Below are 18,503 nucleotides of genomic sequence, written 5' to 3' on the forward strand. Positions count from 1 at the left end.
AAGCGTTATAGAAACGTTATCTTTTCATGCTACGATTCTTCCTGTAAAAGAAACAGCCCCATTACAAGAAAGGATAAATACACATGAAAAATTTAATTCTTGAAACTGAAAACTTATCCAAACAATATGGAGAACAAATGGCTGTCCGCAATGTTTCCCTGCAAATTGAACGAGGCAGTATTTACGGTCTCCTCGGACCGAACGGCGCCGGAAAATCCACAACGCTGAAAATGCTGGTTGGCCTTCTCCGCCCCACAGGCGGCCGGATTATCCTGGACGGCAGGCCGTGGCAAAGGGAATCCCTTTCCAAAATCGGTTCTCTCATTGAGTCCCCTGCCCTGTACGGCAACCTGACAGCGGAAGAAAACCTTCTGGTGCATACCAGACTTTTGAAGATTCCCAAAACTAAGATCACAGAGGTTCTGGAAACCGTCAATTTAAAAAACACCGGCAAAAAGCGTGTCTCGCAGTTTTCCATGGGTATGAAGCAGCGGCTTGGCATTGCAGCCGCCCTTCTCAGTGACCCGGAACTTCTGATCCTGGATGAGCCCACCAACGGGCTTGACCCTTTCGGCATTCAGGAGCTGAGGGAACTGATCATCTCTTTTTCCGAAAAAGGAATGACCGTAATCCTCTCCAGCCATATTTTGTCAGAGGTTGCCCAGGTTGCGGACACCATCGGCATCATCAGCGGCGGAAAGCTTTTATTTCAGGGAATGCCGGATTCCGATGAAAATCTGGAGAACTTCTTCACAGAGGTTATACTGAAAGGAGGGAAAAACTGTGAGTGGACTGAAATCTGAGCTTTTAAAATATAAAAGAACATTTATGGGGAAACTGATTATATTCATTCCTGTATTTTTCGCCGTATACGCCCTGGTCACCCAGACATCCCTTATGGAAAATCCCATGTCTGAGAGCAGTTCCTGGAAATGGGAGAGTCTTTTAGCCCTTATTTTTAACTGGTGGCCCTTTGTGTTCCTGCCCCTGGGCTATGCGCTCTTCGCCGCCCTGGCTGCTGCCCAGGAAAAAAAATCCGGAGATTACCGTGCTCTGCGTGCCCGCAATATCCATCCTATGGCACTCTGGATCAATAAGATCACAGCTATGGCTTTCTTTGGCCTGCTTTCCACTCTTGTCCTCATGGCTGCGGCTGTCACGGCCGGCCTGCTTACAAATGCGGGAGCCCTGCCCTTCGGGAAGATTTTTACAGCCGGCATGGTCTGTTGGCTCTCTTCCCTCACACTGATTCCCATCCAGCTATGGGCTGCTGTGTGGAAGGGATTATTTCTCAGTATGGGAATCGGATTCCTGGGTATGATCACAGGAGTCCTGGCAGCGCCAATGTCTTTTTGGATGGCAGTTCCCTGGAGCTGGGCCACAAGAATGATGTGTCCCCTGATCGGTGTACATCCAAACGGCATCCTTTTACATGCAGGTGATCCCCTTCTGGATTTTTCTGTGATTCCTGTGGGACTTGCTGTCTCTCTGGCTGCGTTTTCTGCATTTACACTGCTCACTGCAGCCTGGTTCGCAAGAAGGGAGGCGAAATGATGCGCTTTTTATGTTCAGAATGGCTCAGGACAAAACGGACGGCGATCCGTTTTCTCACATTCTGTATGCCGGTCCTTTTTTCCCTTTGTGCAGCCGCCTACCTCATATCACATCCCGGCAGTACACAGGCATTTGCCTTTGAAGGATTTTTTACCATATGGACCGTATTTTTCATTCCCATAGGGGCAGGTGTCTTCGCAGGATTTCTTGTACATGAGGAAGAGCTTGCCGGCAGTTTTAACGGATTTTTAGGAACCGGTATTTCCAGAATCAAACTTTATATGGGAAAGTTCTCGCTTCTGCTGTTCTGCCTGACCGCCTGTACCTTTACAGCGGTGCTGACACTTTGCGTCTGCGTAAAGCCGATAATGCCGGAAGTTGTCTCATTCCGGCTGTTTCTTCCGGCTGCTGCCCTTATGGTGGTGGGAACACTTCCCCTCCTTGCCCTCCACCTGTGGATAAGTTTTGCATGGGGCATGGGCGCTTCCATCGGCATCAGCATGGGCGGTCTGCTCATGGCAGCCATTCTGGGACTCACCGGCATGGGATCCCGGATCTGGCCCCTGATTCCCTGGACATGGCCGGTAAAATTAGGTATGCTGCCGGGTGCTCTGATTCCGGAAGAAAGCGCTGCCATCCGATCCACAGAGATTTTTTCCGGTATCATGCACACAGCCGCCGTGGGATTCAGTGCAGCCGCAGCCGGCCTGCTTCTCTTCCTGGCAGGCGGAATGATGTGGTTTCATTTATGGGAAGGAAGGAAAAACTGCGAGTAACCAAAAAAAGAAAGGAAAACTATCTTGAGCAGAATACTGATCATTGACGATGAAACAGACCTGGTCATGCTGCTGGAGGACGAGCTGCGCGCAAAAGGCCATGACGTACTCACTGCCTATGACGGACAGACCGGCATAGAGCTCTCCAAAAAACAGCCTGATCTTATTATACTGGACATTATGATGCCCGGAACTGATGGATTTGAAGTCTGCCGGGCAATCCGGGACGAGGTCCTGTGCCCCATTATTTTTTTGAGTGCCAGACAGTCCGAGACGGATAAAGTCAGGGGACTGACCCTTGGCGGTGACGATTACGTGACAAAACCCTTTGGTCTTCGGGAACTGATGGCACGGATTGACGCCAATCTGCGAAGGGAAAAGCGCTCACAATATATCAATGCAGAGCATAAACGCTCCAAACTCTATTTCGGAACGCTCTGCCTGTACCTGAAAGAACGCGCTGTCAAAATTGAGGGCAGCAGGATCGATCTGACCAGACGGGAATACGACATTGTGGAGCTCCTTGCCCTCCACGCAGGCCAGGTCTTCTCAAGAGAACAGATCTATGAAAAAGTCTGGGGCTATGATTCCGAGGGGGATTCCGCAACGGTTGTGGAGCGGATCAAAAATATACGCGCAAAATTTGCCGCAGTGACCCCCGGCAGAGAATACATTTCCACAGTCTGGGGGATCGGATATAAATGGAACAAAATGTGAAAAGGCGGGAAAATAAAATGAAGAACAAATCACTTGCCGCCCAGTTCAGGCATACATTTCTTATGACCCTGGCAGCCTGCCTGACAGCCACCGTGCTGACTTATGTGCTGGCTGCCGCCCTGTTTGCCTATGCTCTTGACAGGTATATTTTACCGGCAAATTATTATCAGCAGCAGGTTTCCGATGTGGCCGCATACGTTCGTGAAAAAAACAGGGCACTGCTGTCCCCATCAGAGGAAAGTGGATTAAAACATTCTTTTCAGGGGGACGGCATGCTCTATCAGGTGGTGGATTGCCGGGGTAATCTCCTGTACGGCACCAATGTCCAAAAACCCTTTGCCTCAGCTGAGGAACTTTTTGACAGCTTCGCGGATGAAACCGTCATCCGTCAGGGGTATTACATTTATACAGTCCCCATCACAGAGGAAAGCGGAGAATATGCAGGTGCTGTACTCCTCTTCTACCATATAAGCCCCACATTTGCCAATCATAAAGGATGGATGGTCTCTGCCGTTCTTCTTCTGGCTTTGCTCTCTCCGTTTTTCTACATGATTGGTTTTACCCTGCTGTTTTCAAGAATCTTTGCTAAAAATGTAAATGCGCCTCTGCAGCTTTTGACGGAAGCCTCTAAAAAGATCAAAGAAAAAAATCTGGATTTTGAAATCAACTATTCTTCAGACAATGAACTTGGCAGGCTGTGCAGTGCCTTTTCAGAGATGAAGGAGGAACTGAAAAAATCCCTGTCCGCCCAGTGGGAAATGGAACAGGAACGTGTCTGGATGGCGGAATCCCTGGCGCACGATTTAAAATCCCCCCTTTCGATCATACTGGGGTATACAGACTCCCTGCTTGAAAACACACCGGACGACACGGAAAAGCTCCGCAGATACCTGACTGTCATCAGGAACAACACAAAGAAAAGCACTGCCCTGGTCCAGCAGATGCAGTATGCCTCCGATCTTGAAAGATCCGGCCTCCGACTGGAACCGTCCCCACTTGATATCGCTGTATTTCTCACACAAAAAATTCAGGACTACCAACTGCCTGCCCGCCAAAAGGGGATCACCCTCTCCCTTCACCTGCCTGAACGGATACCACGTTCTGTCTGCACTGACGCGGATAAACTGGCACGTATCCTTGACAACGTCATCTCCAACAGCCTGCAGTATACCCCGCAGGGCGGCCGAATAGACATTTCCGTAAAGGCGGAAAAAGACCGGCTGCGCTATATTGTCTGCGATACAGGAAGCGGCTTTGCCCCGAAAGATTTGAAAAAGGCGCTGGATAAATTTTACCGCGGTGACGAATCCCGGCAGAGTAAAGGAGGCCACTCCGGCCTGGGCCTGTACATTGCCGCGCAGCTGGCCGGGCAGCTTGGCGGATCTGTTGAAATCGGAAACACCAAAGCCGGCGGCGCATGTGTGACCTTCTGGCACAGCATTTAATCATAAGAAGAAGGCTGATCTTCGCGAGACCAGCCTTCTTTTTCTGTTCTGCTGTGCGCAGATATTTTTATGCTTTTGTACCTGTCAGCGCAATGCCCTCAATGAACTGTTTCTGGAAAATCAGATAGATCACGATCATAGGCACCATAGCCAGCACAGACCCTGCCATCAGGTTGGGGTAATTCACGGAAAACTGTCCGCGAAGCGTCGACAATCCTGAGGAAAGCGTCAGCATATCCAGCTTGGTATTTACGATCAGCGGCCACATCAGGTCCGCATAGGCAAACAATGCCGTGAACACTGCGAGTGCCGCGATTGCCGTCTTCGTAAGCGGAAATGCAATGCTCACAAAGGTTCTGAACTGCCCGCATCCGTCTATTCTGGCTGCCTCGATCAGATCATCCGGGATTCCCATATACGTCTGCCTGAGGAAAAAAGTACCAAAGGCACTCACAAGTCCCGGGAACACCAGCGCGAAGATGGAATCCGTCCTGCCTATGGCAGAGATCATTTCATACTGGGGAAGAATAAACACCTGCGCCGGGAACATAAGCTGTGATACCACCAGCGCAAAGCACAGATTCTTCATGGGAAAATGTACTTTTGCAAAGGCGTATGCCGCCATGGACGAAAATACGACTGCACAGACCACGCGGATGAAGATCATCATCAGCGTATTATAATACAGTTTCAAAAACGGAAGACTGTTCGTCACCTGTATATATGCCGCTGTATTCTGAAACGACTCCGGGAAAAATGTAGGCGGCACCAATGTCGTCTCCGGTACACTCTTAAAACTTGTCAAAATCATCCATAAAAATGGAAAAATCATTATTACACTGCCGAGTATCAGCACAAGATATATAAAAATATTGGCTTTGCTGATCTTTCTGCCATTTCTGCTTGCTCCAGCCATCACCTGTAACCTCCTCCTGCATCACACATCGTAAGTAACCCATTTTTTCTGTCCGATAAACTGAATGATCGTTATAACGGCGATCAATATCACACACCAGACAACCAGCGCAGAACCGTATCCCTTATTATTTTTCACAAATGTTTCCTGATAGAAATTATAAAGGATTGTCTCCGCACTGCGGATCGCAGGGTTTGTCTTCTCAATCATCATATAGACAATATCGAATACTTTCAGGGATGCCATCACACGCATCATCAGGACAAAAAACAGGGTTGGTGAAACCAGGGGAACCGTGATCTTCCGAAACTGCTGGAATCCTGTGGCGCCGTCTATCCTTGCCGCCTCATAATAGGTTCTGGATATACTCTGCAGCCCTGAAAGAAGCAGGATGGCATCATATCCCACGCTGCTCCAAATCGTCACGATGGCGCAGGTCAGAAGCGCTGTCTTAGGGTCTGCGATCCAGTTGATATCCGAGGGAAGATGCAGCGCCCCAAGTACGGTATTGATGATTCCGTACTCAGAGTTAAACAACCACTTCCACACCATGGCTACCGCCGCCGGAGCAACTACCATGGGGAGAAAGTAAATGGCTCTGAATACTGTTTTTCCCTTGATCTTCTGGTCCAGCAGAACCGCGATGATAAGGCCGAAGATCACGGTCACCGGAACCGTAAGGACCATAAATACCAGTGTATTTTTCGTGATGGTCCAGAAGCCGGCGCTCTGGAACATTTTAATATAATTGTCCAGTCCCACAAATGTCCACTTTCCGAAGGCTCCTGATTTGAAAAAGCTCATATAAACCGTCCGAAGCAGCGGATAAATGTTCAGGATGATCAATCCGATGACGGTTGGCATCACCATAAAGAATCCCGTTGCCGCACCTTTGCTGTATTTTGTCTTTGTTTTCTGCTGTCTTGCCACCTCGTCCACCTCTCATTCTCAGTGTTCTGTAGCCAGGCTCTCATCCACTTGCTGCTGACACTGTTTACATGCATCCTCAAAACTCATATTTCCGCTGTATACCTCCAGAAGTGTTGCCTCAACCTCCGGGAACCAGGTGGATTTTGTCTTGGAATAGGGATACTGTACGCTGTACGCAAGCTGGTCTACATATGCCTGTACATTCTTACCCTCATAGTTTTTGGACCAGGATTCGCCTGTTCCGTTGAAGGCCGGGATCGCTGCTCCGTTTTCTCCGTGGATAATGGCTGCCTCCTCGGTTCCCAGGAATTTCAGGACATCTTTTACCACATCCAGGTTCGGGTTATCTGCTGCTGTGGCGTATGCAAGTCCGTTGGAAATGCTGGCACGTCCGTCGCCTTTGACCGGATCCGGGCATTTTGGAAGCACTGCCACATCCCAGTTCAGGTCAGGATAATTGATATACAGGTTGTTGATGCCCCAGCTTCCGAAATACATCATGGCACCCTCGCCTGCAAAGAAGCGCTCTGCCTTTCCCAGGTCGGAAAGCTCTGACTGATTCGGTGAGAAATCATAGGCAAGCTGCCAGTCCATGTACTCTTTTAAGCCTTTTTGGGTACCCGGGTCTTCAAAGCCCGCTTTTGTCTTGTCCTCATTTACATAGAAACCGCCTGCCTGGTAAATGGTATTCAGCCAGCCCTCCTGCTCGTTGTGATCAGCCATAATACCGTATTTTCCTGTCTTGTCGTGAATGGTCTGAGATGCTTCCACCAACGTATCCCATGTCCATGTATCATCCGGATAGGAGACACCTGCCTCATCGAAAATGTCCTTATTGTAGACAAGCGCCACAGTATCTACATCTTTCGGAACACCGTAAACCTTGTCCTCATAGGTAAAGTTCTGGACCAGATTCTCTGCAAAGTTCTTGGTGTAATAATCTTTTCCCTCATCGTACAGGTCTGTCAGATCTGCCAGAATGCCTGCTTCCGCATATTTGCTGAATTCATTTGTGTGCATCCAGAAAATGTCGGGGAGAGAGTTGCTGTTTGCCATTGCCTCCAGTTTTGTCCAGTATTCACTCCATGTGGAAATCTGTACGTCAATGGTCACATTGGGATGCTGCTCGTGATAAGCCTTTGCCAGTGCCTCCATACCTGCCTGCTGGTAGATCTCCCAGCCCAGCATGGTGAGCTTCACTTCTTTGTCGGAAGAGGTTCCCGATGCCTCAGTACCGCTGTCCTTGCTGCCGCCGGAACTTCCCTTGGAATCCGTACCTCCCCCGGAGCCGCATCCGGCCATGACGGACGCCAGCATACATGCTGTTAAACCTAATGCCCAATAACGTTTTTTGTTTCTCATAACTTTTCCTCCCATATGTCATTATTTTTTACACATTTCTTTTTGCATTAAGGAAATATGTCTCATATATGATGTTTATCATTATAACATTTCGTCATTTTCCACAAAACATCATAAGCTGGCAATATGTGTACAATTTGGATGTACAAAGTAGTATTTTGTATATACATGCGCGATTTTGATAGTATATTTAAATTACAGCCTCTATTTTTCGCATTTTTTCATTATTTTTTTCTACTTTACAGTTTTCTTTTCAGTCTATAAAATAACAATGCAATCTCCGCTTTTGCGAAAATTCATTTTTACTCAGGAGGCATACATATGGAAAGCTACATCTTTAACTTTAATGAATACCAGGACTTAAATTTACTGGAAATCGGCGACCAGCAATGTACCCCGCTTTATTCTTTTGGTCCGTACATCAGGAATGAATATATTTTCCATTATGTGCTTTCCGGAAAAGGCTATATCTCTTACGCGCCGTCCACCTGCTCTGACAACAAGATCCTGGCAGACATATCCGGCAGTATCGAGATCAATGCAGGGGAGGGATTTCTTTTTGAGCCGCACAGCAAACACATATATCATGCGGATGAGAAGGAACCGTGGCATTACATCTGGATTCTCTTCAAGGGGTTATGCGTTCCCCAGTACCTGCGTGCCTGCGGACTGAACCACGGTTCGCCCGTCTATCATCCCAAGGATTACAGCGCACAGACCACCACAAGCATAAAAGAGCATCTGTCCGCCATCCTGCAGCATCCCCACGCCTCCAAGGCATTTATCATAGGGCATCTGCACCTGTTTTTTGACACCCTGATCAAAAACGCGGCAGGCTCCATCAAATCCGGGCACGCCAATATCCGCATCGCCGACCTATACATATCCGAGGCGGTACGCTACATAGGCGCAGAATACGCCGGCATCCGCTCTCTGGACGAAATATCCAACTACTGTAATGTGAGCAGAAGCCACCTGACCAAATTATTCCGCGCCAACCTGCATATGTCCCTGCAGGAATATCTGATCCAGTTTCGGATCAACAAATCTCTGGATCTCCTGGCGAGTACCAATCTTCCGGTCTACCAGATTGCTTATCATGTGGGATATGAAAATGAATTGAACTTCTTAAGAGCGTTTAAGAAACAGATGGGTATATCACCGAGTACGTGGCGGAAGCAGAATAAGCTATGACAGCCTGATTCTCCGTTGGCTCCTACGCCTCGTATCCGGTGCGGTTTTTGTTGATGTAGTGCTGACCATAAACAAAAGAGACCGCCGGCAAGCCGGCAGCCTCTTTTGTTTATTTAGGAATGAATATTGTGGCCTTTATTTTTCAAATCAGTGGTGTGCGTGATGCTCTTCCACTGCAACGTCTTTGCATACTCTCTCGATCATATCTTCATCTGCAAGGTACGGCATGGTGATGTAATCCTGCCCTTCCCTTGTCTTGTTGTACTCTGCTACGGTCTCGATGGAGTGCTCGCATCTTCCCCAGCTCCTTCTCGATACACCGATCATGGTATCCCACGGGATCGCTGCCCGTAAGATCTCATCCACTCTCTCGCTTCCGTCCAGCACCATTCCGAATCCTCCGTTGATGGATTTGCTGATGCCGACTCCGCCTCCGTTGTGCAGGGCTACCAGGCTCATTCCCCTGGCTGCGTTTCCTGCATAGCAGTGTACTGCCATGTCCGCTGTGATGTTGGATCCGTCATAGATATTGGAGGTCTCTCTGTACGGAGAGTCTGTTCCGCCTGTGTCGTGGTGGTCACGGCCCAGCATCACCGGTCCGATCTCTCCCTTCCTTACCATCTCGTTGAACTTCAGCGCGATGTCCCTTCTTCCCAGGGCATCCTGGTACAGGATACGGCACTGGGTGCCCACTACCAGTTTGTTCTTCTCTGCGTCACGGATCCAGATGTAGTTATCCCTGTCCTGGCTCCTTCTGTTCGGGTCGATCACTTCCATGGCTGCATGGTCTGTGGCACGCAGGTCCTCCGGCTTGCCGGACAGACAGCACCAGCGGAACGGGCCGTATCCGTAGTCAAACAGCTCCGGTCCCAGGATATCCTCCACATAGGACGGGAAGATGAATCCTTCGCTTGTGTCCACGCCGTTCTTGGCGATGTCCTTTGCTCCCGCATCGAACACGGCACGCATGAAGGAGTTTCCGTAATCGAAGAAGTAGGAGCCTCTCTCCACCAGGGTCTTGATCAGGTGGTAGTGTTTTACCAGGGTCTGGTCCACCAGCTCGCAGAATCTCTCTTTATCGTTTGCCAGCATCTCCGTGCGCTCCTCAAAGGTCAGGCCCTGCGGGCAGTAGCCTCCGTCGTACGGCACATGGCAGCTTGTCTGGTCAGATAACAGCTCTATCTTGATGTTGTTGTCCACTGCGTACTGCAGCAGGTCAACGATGTTTCCATGGTAGGCAATGGATACGGTCTCTTTCTTCTCCATATATTCCTCTGCCACACGGAATGCCTCAGCGGCATCCTCGATCACCAGGCTCACCCAGCCCTGGCTGTGGCGGGTCTCGATACGGGAGGCATCCACCTCTGCTACGATACCCACTCCTCTTGCGATCTCTATGGCTTTTGGCTGTGCACCGCTCATGCCGCCCAGGCCGCTCGTAACGAACAGATGGCCTGCCAGGTCCCCGTCCTGCGGTACGCCTAAGAACTTACGTCCTGCATTCAGGATAGTATTAAAGGTTCCGTGCACGATGCCCTGCGGGCCGATGTACATCCAGCCGCCGGCTGTCATCTGTCCATAGGAGGATACGCCCATGGCTGTGGCCTTTGCCCAGTCCTCCGGGTTGTCGAACATTCCCACCATCAGGCCGTTGGTCACGATGACACGGGGGCTGGTCTTGTGGGATTTGAACAGGCCCATGGGATGGCCGCTCATCATCACAAGGGTGTGCTCGTCTGTGAGCTCCTCCAGGTATCTCTTGATGAGCTGGTACTGCATCCAGTTCTGGCATACCTGGCCGGTCTCTCCGTATGTAACAAGCTCGTAGGGGTAAAGGGCAACATCATGGTCCAGGTTGTTGTCGATCATGACCTGGAATGCCTTTCCTTCCACACATTTTCCTTTATATTCATCGATCGGTCTTCCGTAGATCCTTTCCTTCGGCATGAAACGGTATCCGTAGATACGTCCTCTTGTCAGAAGTTCGTCTAAAAATTCCGGTGCGAGCTGTTCGTGCAGCTCTTCCGGCACATATCTGAGGGCGTTTGCTACCGCCAGCTTGATCTCTCTTTTGTTCAGGGTCAGCTCTCTTTTCGGGGCTCTTCTGACACCTTCTTTAAAGGTCGGGTACTCCGGCAGAACGGGATCCAGTTTGATTACCATTGCTTTTCCGATTTCCGCATTGTTCATCTCTCATCTTCTCCTTTTCCTGTTTATTACATCGAATCTTTATATAGACTTTACCATACAGTTAGTCAAGAAAGCGTCGAAGAAGACGCCGAAACTATTAAAATTTTGTGAATTATCAACTATTTTTGCCTTAATTTCGTCGAATTTTTCAAATATCCTCCAGCCAGCGGATTTCATAGGCCCCCGGTATTTCCTCCAGACACCGTCTTGCCCTCTCTTTGTACACCTCCACAGGCTCTGTCAGGATATCCCTGAAATCCTCCGGAAAACGTACCAGCAGTTCTGCCTCAGTCAGTGCCAGAAGCCCTTTCGCATAGGGTGAGGCAAACTGGTGCGCGCTCTTCATGGCTTCCTCCAGATACCGGACCGCTTCCGCCTTATTTCCCTTTTCTGCCTCCAAAACCGCCAGATACCCTTTGGTAATGGAACGCCCGATAAGGGTAAAGGACTCCTCGTACACACGGTCTGCCTGATAAAGAGCTTCCTCGCTCTGTCTCGTCTTCCCCATTGCCAGATAGGAGCGCCCCATATTGGAATAGAACGTGGCGTTGCAGGGACAGTGGTTGCTGTCGCAGGTGGCAACCGCCTGTCTGTAATATCTGTTTGCCTCCTCAAAATCCCTCTGTTTTCTCCGTATTTCGCCCATGTAATTATAGCACGCAGCAATATTCAGCGCATAAATTCTGGACTTAAGCGGAGCATTCTTAAAAAATTCCAGGGATTTTACCAGATACTCCATCCCCTCCTCAAACCTGCCCTTCATAGACAGATAGAGTCCATAGAGACGGCAGGTTATGGCATGATCCTCCTGCAGTCCGTTCTTTTTTGCCAGCACAAGGCTTTCCTCCAGATACTCTTCCGTGTGCTCTACCTTCCACAGATTGGTCTGCTGATATATGAGAAAACGCAGACATCTGATCTTTTCTGCCGGGTCATCTCCTGCAAGGACATTGGACTTCAGGGCCTTTTCAATATACTGTGCCCCCTCCTCGTAATATCCCTGAGGAATGCAGTATTGGGCTGTAGCCTGCATAAGGCTCACATGCAGCTTCAGATATGACTCCTTCTGGGGATTTCTCTGGCTCAGCTCCAGAAGTTCTTCCTCAAGCTGCCTGCAGTAATCCAGCACGGAATCCATCTGCACTTCCTTTTTCCCTCCGGCAGGGAAGAGAGGATACAGCTCATAATACCTGTAAGAATATTCTGTCAGTGCCCGAATCCTGTACTCCAGCGCCTTCTCCCTGTCCCCGCAGAGAGTATAGTGGTAAATCAGACGCTCGTATCTGTTGGCTTCATAGAGCGGCAGCCCCTCAATATATTCTGCCAGTTTTCTGTGGAATACACGGCGTTTGGAGGGGGACATTTTTGTATGTACAAACTTCTGTATGCTGTCATGGCAGAAAAAGAACCGCACTTTCTCACTGTCCTGCTGTTCTTTTATAAATCCCTGCTCCTTCAGTTCATCCACAGCATCCAGGATCTCCATCTCATCACATTTAAGAATCTGCATGCAGGCATCCATATCCGCCCAGGCCTGGCAGGAGGATATGAGTTCCAGCACCTGTCTTGTCTTTTTCTGCAGCGCTGCCATCTTCTGCTCCCACACCTGGTTCAGAGGCGTGATATCACCGGCCTCCAGCCTTCCGTCCCCGCAGCAGTCCAGCAGCGTCTTCAGATACAGGGCATTTCCGGATGTCTCGCTGTAAATAGTGTCTAAAAACTCTTCGCTGACCCGCTCCTCCCCCAGTCTCCCTGCCAGAATTTTTCTGACAGCCTCCCTGGTAAAAGGAAACAGCGTGATCTCCTGAAGACATTCCTCCTTCAAAAGAGGCTTCAGGGCTGTCCGCAAAGGCTGGGTAAAGATACAGGGACTGGTGGCCAGTACCATAATATTGGGATTCTTGGCCCGTATGAGCAGGGAGAGAAATTCCAGGCTCGTCTCATCCATAAACTGTATATTGTCGAAAAAAAGTACCACCAGCACCTGTTCCCCGATCTCCTCAAATAATTTTATGAGCAGATTCCTGGTTGCCCGGTAGCTGTAGGAAATCGTGGTATCACCCAATACCGGTTCTTTCACATCCTGGGTATCGAAAAGCGGAAACAAAAGCTCTGCTGCCTGCAGATATTTTTTGTCCAGAGCAAAATCCTGCTTTTTCAGAAGGGAATTTACCTGCATCATAATGGTATTCCATGGCTGAAGCACGATATTCTGTTCATTTTCCAGACAGACGGCCCGTAAAATGACTGTGTTTTCCTCTGTGATCTCTTCCAGGAACCGCTCTGCCAGATAAGTTTTGCCCACACCGCTTTTGCCGGAAAGCAGAACAGAGGTGGGCGAACCGGACAAGAACTGACGGTATGAGGCCTGGAGAAGCTGCAGTTCGCGCTCGCGGCCTGTACATACTTCCCCTGAATGTTCCTCCTCCTTCTCCCCCTCCTCTGACCAGACGTGGAGAAGCTTCCTGTAAAGTTCCCGTATTTCCCTGCGGGGCGCCACCCTGAGCTCTGTATTCAGCAGATTCACAAGCTGCTGGTACAGGCGGATGCCCTTGTAGTAAAGATGCGCACTCTCATATATCTCCATCATGCGCAGATATACCCGCTCGTCTAAAGGGTCCTCCTGTACATAGCGCTCGAACAGGGTTTCCCCTTCCGCCACGGAAAGATCTGCTTCGCTCTGCATCTTCTCATAAATGGCTCTCAAAAATGCCTCTTTTGCCAGCCCTCTTTTCATGGTCAGCCATTCTTCGTAAGGGTACGCATTTTTTATATAAAATCCGCCCAGAAGCTCCTCCCGGTAGAGAGACGGATCTCTTTTTTCCATGAATGCATCGTAATCCACAAGAAACATAAGTTCCGGATTCAGCTCCAGGGTCTGCCTTGTCGGTGAGGAGACAAGATCTGTATGAAATATTTTGCGAATGGTGTACAGTGCATGCCTCAGATTCTTCTTTGCGGTGGCCTCATCACAGGAATCCCAGAGAAGGGCCGCAATCTGGTCCCTTGTGGCCTTTTTCTCAATGGCCATATAGAACAGAAGCGCCTCTGCCTTCTTATAAGGCAGTATGACCTGTTCCCCATCCAGTAAAATCTGCGGTGTCTGTAACACATATATCTGAACTGTTGACACAATTTTCTCCTTTCCGAAAAACCTGTTGCTTCTGCACTCCATTTTATACAAAATCCGACATAAAGTAAAGCAAAAAGGCCGCCGCTTCGGAAATTCACCAAAGCGGCGGCCCTGCTGCCGATCATCTTTATTCTGCTTTTTTTACTTTACAGATACCGAGTTTTGCGGCGGTATCACCCGTACTCTGTACGGCAAGCGCTTCTTCCCAGTTTTGGCACAGAAGCAGTTCGTCCTCTTTCACCGTATGATCCGAAACACAGATACATCCCTCACCCACGTAGACAGCCAGCAGGTCAAACATGCCTTCCGGCTCCAGCATACAGGACTGTCCGGCCTCCAGTATAGCGGCCTCCATCCTGCCGTCCGCGCCGTTTTTCAGCATCAGGTTAAAGTCTGTCACTTTCCCGTAGCTGACTGTGGGCACACCTCCGTCAAAGCAGTCTACCTCATATGGCTCCAGCTCTGCTTTGGTGTTGACACCGTGAATCATATCCAGATGTCCCTTCAGAGTCATCAGATAGCGTTTTACTCCGGGAAGGCTTGTGAAACTGGATTTCTGCAGTTCCACTGTGGCACTGCTGATGCGTGCCTGAAAGGTGCCCTCCTTGTAATCCCCATCCTCAGGATAGATAAAGAGCTGTGTTGTGGTTCCTCCTGACCAGACAGAAGTCTGATACTGCTCAGCGTTTCTTACAGTGATACTGGCATTCATGACGTTTTTCCCCTTTCTTTGCCTTCGGCTCAGGGTTCTTACAGAATTCCCTCTTCCGAAACAGGCTTCTTAAAAGCACCATCCAGCCCCAGGAAATTGTAAGGGCGGGAAATGCTGATAAAATAATCCCTTTTACGGGAGATATTTCCGTAAATGTAACCGGCCCGAAAAACATCACAAATACGACAACCATCATGATCACCAGCGTTATCTTTTCTTTCATGGTGTTAGGCGGTGTCAAAAATATCTTCTGGAGATCCATCTCCACTCTTTCCGGTTCTTTTTTCATACGCTCACTACTCCTATCCTTTAAACTATACCGCAAAAAATCTTATCTGTAAAGCAGCAGACAAAAACTCAAGTTCAGGCTTTTGCATGTTCCTCAAGCACCTGAGGCTCCACATCGACCACATCATCCACATCCTCAATGATCTTATCAATAAAGAAAATCTTAAAGGTGGACGCAAGCTGCAGGATGAAGATAGGCAGTACGCAGAATCCGCCTACACCCGACAGATATTTCACGCCTTCCACGCCCTGCTGTCCTCCGCCGAAGATTACCATGATCACGGAAATGATACCGATAGAAACGCCCCATACGATCTTCTGCCAGTTTGCAGGCTCCTCATCGTAGCTGGAACCCTCCGTACAAATCTGGGAGATGGTGGTGGACATGGTATCCGCCGTGGTTGAGAACGCCGCTATCATGGTGATCATGATAAGAGGAATGAGGATAAAACTGATCGGCATCTTCTTAAGCAGCTCCCACAGACCGGACACCGCAATGCCGTTCTGGATCGCCCCAATCAGATCCGCCTTTCCGATATCCTGCCAGTTGAGTGCAGTTCCGCTCCATACGGAGAACCAGATAAGGCCAAAGGTAGACGGCATGATCCAGTTTACGATCATGAACTGGCGAATGGTTCTTCCGTAGGAAATCATAGCAAAGAAGATAGCCATCAGCGGCGCATAAGCGATCCAGCACGCCCAGTCAAACATGGTCCACCAGGTAACCAGTGCCTCACCGCCTACATTTCCGGGGTCAAGTCCCCATGAGAGGAAGTGGTCGCCCCAGTATCCGATACCTGTATTCATCATGTTCAGTATGTACACCGTCGGTCCTGCGATCAACAGGAATACAAGAAGCACATAGAAGATCTTGGAAGTTCCGTTCGCCAGCCACTTGATACCTTTATCAAGGCCAGCCACAGAGGCAATGGTAAAGGTGGCCGTAATGATCACGAACAAGGTGATCCACACAACCGGTCCCTGCTTGATACCGTAAGCTGCCTCCAGACCGGAACCGATCAGAGCCAGTCCCATACCCAGATTACTGGAAAGTCCCAGTGCCAGAGCCACGATGGAAATTACGTCGATGATGCTTCTCAGTACACCGTATTTGACTCTCTGTCCAAATAGAGGAGTCAGGGAAGCTGCCACAGACAGTTCTTCCTTCTTGTTGAAATAAATGTAAGCCATTGCACATCCAACGATGGAGTACATTGCGTAAGGGATAAATGTCCAGTTGTAGAACACACGGCCCATACCGAACATGGCAGCCTCCTGGGTCAGCGGCTCAATGCCGTAGCCTCCCAGTTCCCCGTAAATACTGCCGTAATAAATCATTACCTCATTGGCACCGTACACGATACATCCTGTAGCGATACCGCCTGTCAGCGTCATGGCGAACCATGAACCAAAGGAGTGCTTTGCCTTGGCATTGCGGCCTCCGAACCTGACCTTGCCCAGTTTGGAAAATGTAAGTATCATTACCACAACCAGACAGAAAATAGCTACCAGCTGATACAGCCATCCAAAGCTCTTCAGGGACCATCCGAAAATAGCTGAGCAGACTTCCGTCAGCCACTCATTTTTCAGGATTCCCAGAAGTGCTCCGCCGCCGATGATAATGAACGCAGGAATAAACACACTCCATCGAACAGCTTTTTGTTGTTTCTTTTCTCCACTCATAGAATACCCTCCTGGTGATATAATTTTTTCCCGCGGCTCCCCGGTATATGACCGGACAGCCGCTTATGTAATGCGGATTGGTCTTTCCGCTTTACTGCAGTCTTATTTACTCTGTCTTATAAGATTTCAGGAACTCATAAGTCTTCTGGATGTCCACCGACATGTTCCTGTCATTGTCCAGATAGGGGACCACTTTCCTGTAGGACTCAAACAATGGCTTTGTCCCCTCCCCAAGCATGGGATTCTCTCTTAAATCCACGGCCTGGGCTGCATGCATCAGCTCAATGGCTGCCATGTAGTACAGGTTGTCAATGATCCTGCGCATATTTGCCGCTGCCATGGTGGAATTGCTTGCGGTATCCTCTATATGGCCTGCCATGCTCAGGAAATCAAGGGAACATGGATTGGCATACATGCGGTTCTCCGTATCCAGATAAGACACGGTCTTCTGAATGGTTCCGTAGGCAATGACCGCGCCCTCCACAGGTGTCAGGAAACGGTTCAGCTTTGTAAAGCCCGGGTCACCGATCCTTAAAATCTGCTGGGAGATCATCTTTGACATATGTGCCAGTCCCGTGCTCGCCATCTCCACAGCCAGTACCCAGGTAAGCGGTTCAAAGTTAGGGCTTCCGCACATTCTGTCCTCCTCAGGAAGCAGGCATGGATTGTCATCTGTGGCATTTAACTCCACACTAAGCTGCTGTTTCAGGTAGCCCAGGGCATCCATCACAGAACCTGTGATGGCGCTCTGGCACCGGAAGCTCAATGGGTCCTGAAGGGCTCTGCCCTCCCAGGGTTTTTCCAGATAACTGCCCTTTAAGAGCTCCTTACATTTTCTGGCTGATTCTATCTGGCCCTGATAGCCCCTCTCCCGGTTCACGCTCTCGTCCATGGGGTCAAGCACGCCGTTCAGCCCCTCAAGCGCCAGGCAGAATACCCTTCTGTAACGCTCAATAAACTGTTCCGCCTCAATGACTCCCATGGCTGCGAAAGCGGCTCCCTGGGCATTGGAGGAGACAATGCCCAGGCCGTCTTTTGGTCCCAGCTTCAGCGGCTCCAAACCTGCCAGCTCCAGCGCTTTCGCACTTTCCATGCGCTGGTTCTGGTAATAAGCTTCGCCTTCCCCGATGGCTGTCAGTCCAATGGCGGGAAGGGTTGCGATATCTGCTTCCCCCACGCTGCCCCGGCTCTTCATGACCGGATGGACGCCTCTGTTTAAAAATTCCACATAATACTGCACAATCTCCGGGGCCACACCTGTGTGACCGCAGAGAAAACCGTTCAAACGGACAGCCATGATGGTTCTTGTCTCCGGAATGCTGCACTCCGGCCCCACACCGATCATATGGCTTCTCAAAAGATTCTTGTTGTAGGCGTCGTATCGGTCTGCATACACCACCTTGTCCTTGTTCCAGCCCACACCTGTATTCAGCCCGTAAACTGCAACACCGCGTTTATCCAGCTCAAAAATCAGCTCTCTGGCTTTCCTGACCTTGTCCATGGCTTCTGCATCCACTTCCACTTTTGCATTTTCAAATGCGATTTCCTTGATCTGGGAAATCGTCAGCTCACTTCCGGTCAGCCGAATTACCTTCTCCTGCAT

General features: G+C 49.6%; 15 protein-coding genes. 6 read left to right on the top strand and 9 right to left on the bottom strand.

Annotated features, from left to right (window positions below):
- Nucleotides 1–83: 83 nt before the first annotated feature.
- Genes MUB35_RS18550 through MUB35_RS18570 form a run of 5 tightly spaced genes read left to right on the top strand, consistent with a single transcriptional unit; the run spans nt 84 to nt 4,492 of the window.
- Entirely contained in the window at nt 84–803 is a 720-nt protein-coding gene (locus tag MUB35_RS18550) for a lantibiotic protection ABC transporter ATP-binding protein (protein ID WP_033141367.1), read from the top strand.
- Complete coding sequence (locus MUB35_RS18555; RefSeq protein ID WP_033141366.1) at nt 784–1,554, top strand: lantibiotic immunity ABC transporter MutE/EpiE family permease subunit; 771 nt, start codon at nt 784–786, stop codon at nt 1,552–1,554. The genes MUB35_RS18550 and MUB35_RS18555 overlap by 20 nt, the downstream gene beginning before the upstream one ends.
- On the top strand, nt 1,551–2,330 hold the full coding sequence (locus MUB35_RS18560; RefSeq protein WP_244806600.1) for a lantibiotic immunity ABC transporter MutG family permease subunit: 780 nt from the start codon (nt 1,551–1,553) through the stop codon (nt 2,328–2,330). Before MUB35_RS18555 ends, MUB35_RS18560 begins: the two co-directional genes overlap by 4 nt.
- Nucleotides 2,331–2,354: 24 nt before the next feature.
- Nucleotides 2,355–3,047, top strand: coding sequence for a response regulator transcription factor (locus MUB35_RS18565; protein WP_033141364.1), 693 nt, complete (start codon nt 2,355–2,357; stop codon nt 3,045–3,047).
- Between the two features lie 17 nt (nt 3,048–3,064).
- Nucleotides 3,065–4,492, top strand: a complete 1,428-nt coding sequence (locus MUB35_RS18570) for a HAMP domain-containing sensor histidine kinase (RefSeq protein ID WP_244806601.1) — start codon at nt 3,065–3,067, stop codon at nt 4,490–4,492.
- Between the two features lie 67 nt (nt 4,493–4,559).
- Here the strand turns inward: MUB35_RS18570 and MUB35_RS18575 are convergent, their stop codons facing one another.
- The 3 genes from MUB35_RS18575 to MUB35_RS18585 all read right to left on the bottom strand — a co-directional run bounded on the left by MUB35_RS18575 (nt 4,560) and on the right by MUB35_RS18585 (nt 7,700).
- The gene (locus tag MUB35_RS18575; RefSeq protein WP_033141362.1) at nt 4,560–5,408 is read right to left on the bottom strand and encodes a carbohydrate ABC transporter permease; all 849 of its coding nucleotides are present in this window, start codon (nt 5,406–5,408) and stop codon (nt 4,560–4,562) included.
- Between the two features lie 21 nt (nt 5,409–5,429).
- Complete coding sequence (locus MUB35_RS18580; RefSeq protein WP_052099451.1) at nt 5,430–6,278, bottom strand: carbohydrate ABC transporter permease; 849 nt, start codon at nt 6,276–6,278, stop codon at nt 5,430–5,432.
- A 78-nt stretch (nt 6,279–6,356) separates the two neighbouring features.
- Complete coding sequence (locus MUB35_RS18585) at nt 6,357–7,700, bottom strand: ABC transporter substrate-binding protein (protein ID WP_033141360.1); 1,344 nt, start codon at nt 7,698–7,700, stop codon at nt 6,357–6,359.
- 321 nt (nt 7,701–8,021) lie between these two features.
- Here MUB35_RS18585 and MUB35_RS18590 point away from each other — a divergent pair, with 321 nt between their 5' ends.
- Nucleotides 8,022–8,894: an AraC family transcriptional regulator gene (locus MUB35_RS18590; protein ID WP_033141359.1), complete on the top strand. Its 873-nt coding sequence runs from the start codon at nt 8,022–8,024 to the stop codon at nt 8,892–8,894.
- A 147-nt stretch (nt 8,895–9,041) separates the two neighbouring features.
- On the opposite strand, the gene MUB35_RS18595 is transcribed toward MUB35_RS18590, so the two are convergent.
- The 6 genes from MUB35_RS18595 to MUB35_RS18620 form a co-directional block, all read right to left on the bottom strand.
- Complete coding sequence (locus tag MUB35_RS18595) at nt 9,042–11,084, bottom strand: urocanate hydratase (protein ID WP_186971063.1); 2,043 nt, start codon at nt 11,082–11,084, stop codon at nt 9,042–9,044.
- Between the two features lie 148 nt (nt 11,085–11,232).
- Nucleotides 11,233–14,217: an AAA family ATPase gene (locus tag MUB35_RS18600; RefSeq protein ID WP_244806602.1), complete on the bottom strand. Its 2,985-nt coding sequence runs from the start codon at nt 14,215–14,217 to the stop codon at nt 11,233–11,235.
- A gap of 127 nt (nt 14,218–14,344) precedes the next feature.
- Entirely contained in the window at nt 14,345–14,929 is a 585-nt protein-coding gene (locus tag MUB35_RS18605; protein ID WP_244806603.1) for a HutD family protein, read from the bottom strand.
- Nucleotides 14,898–15,218, bottom strand: a complete 321-nt coding sequence (locus MUB35_RS18610) for a hypothetical protein (protein ID WP_033143993.1) — start codon at nt 15,216–15,218, stop codon at nt 14,898–14,900. Before MUB35_RS18610 ends, MUB35_RS18605 begins: the two co-directional genes overlap by 32 nt.
- Nucleotides 15,219–15,292: 74 nt before the next feature.
- Entirely contained in the window at nt 15,293–16,900 is a 1,608-nt protein-coding gene (locus tag MUB35_RS18615; RefSeq protein ID WP_054353703.1) for a BCCT family transporter, read from the bottom strand.
- A gap of 106 nt (nt 16,901–17,006) precedes the next feature.
- Nucleotides 17,007–18,503: an HAL/PAL/TAL family ammonia-lyase gene (locus MUB35_RS18620; RefSeq protein WP_033143927.1), complete on the bottom strand. Its 1,497-nt coding sequence runs from the start codon at nt 18,501–18,503 to the stop codon at nt 17,007–17,009.

It is taken from the genome of Blautia sp. NSJ-175, from assembly GCF_022867815.1.
Classification (GTDB): Bacteria; Bacillota; Clostridia; order Lachnospirales; family Lachnospiraceae; genus Blautia; species Blautia celeris.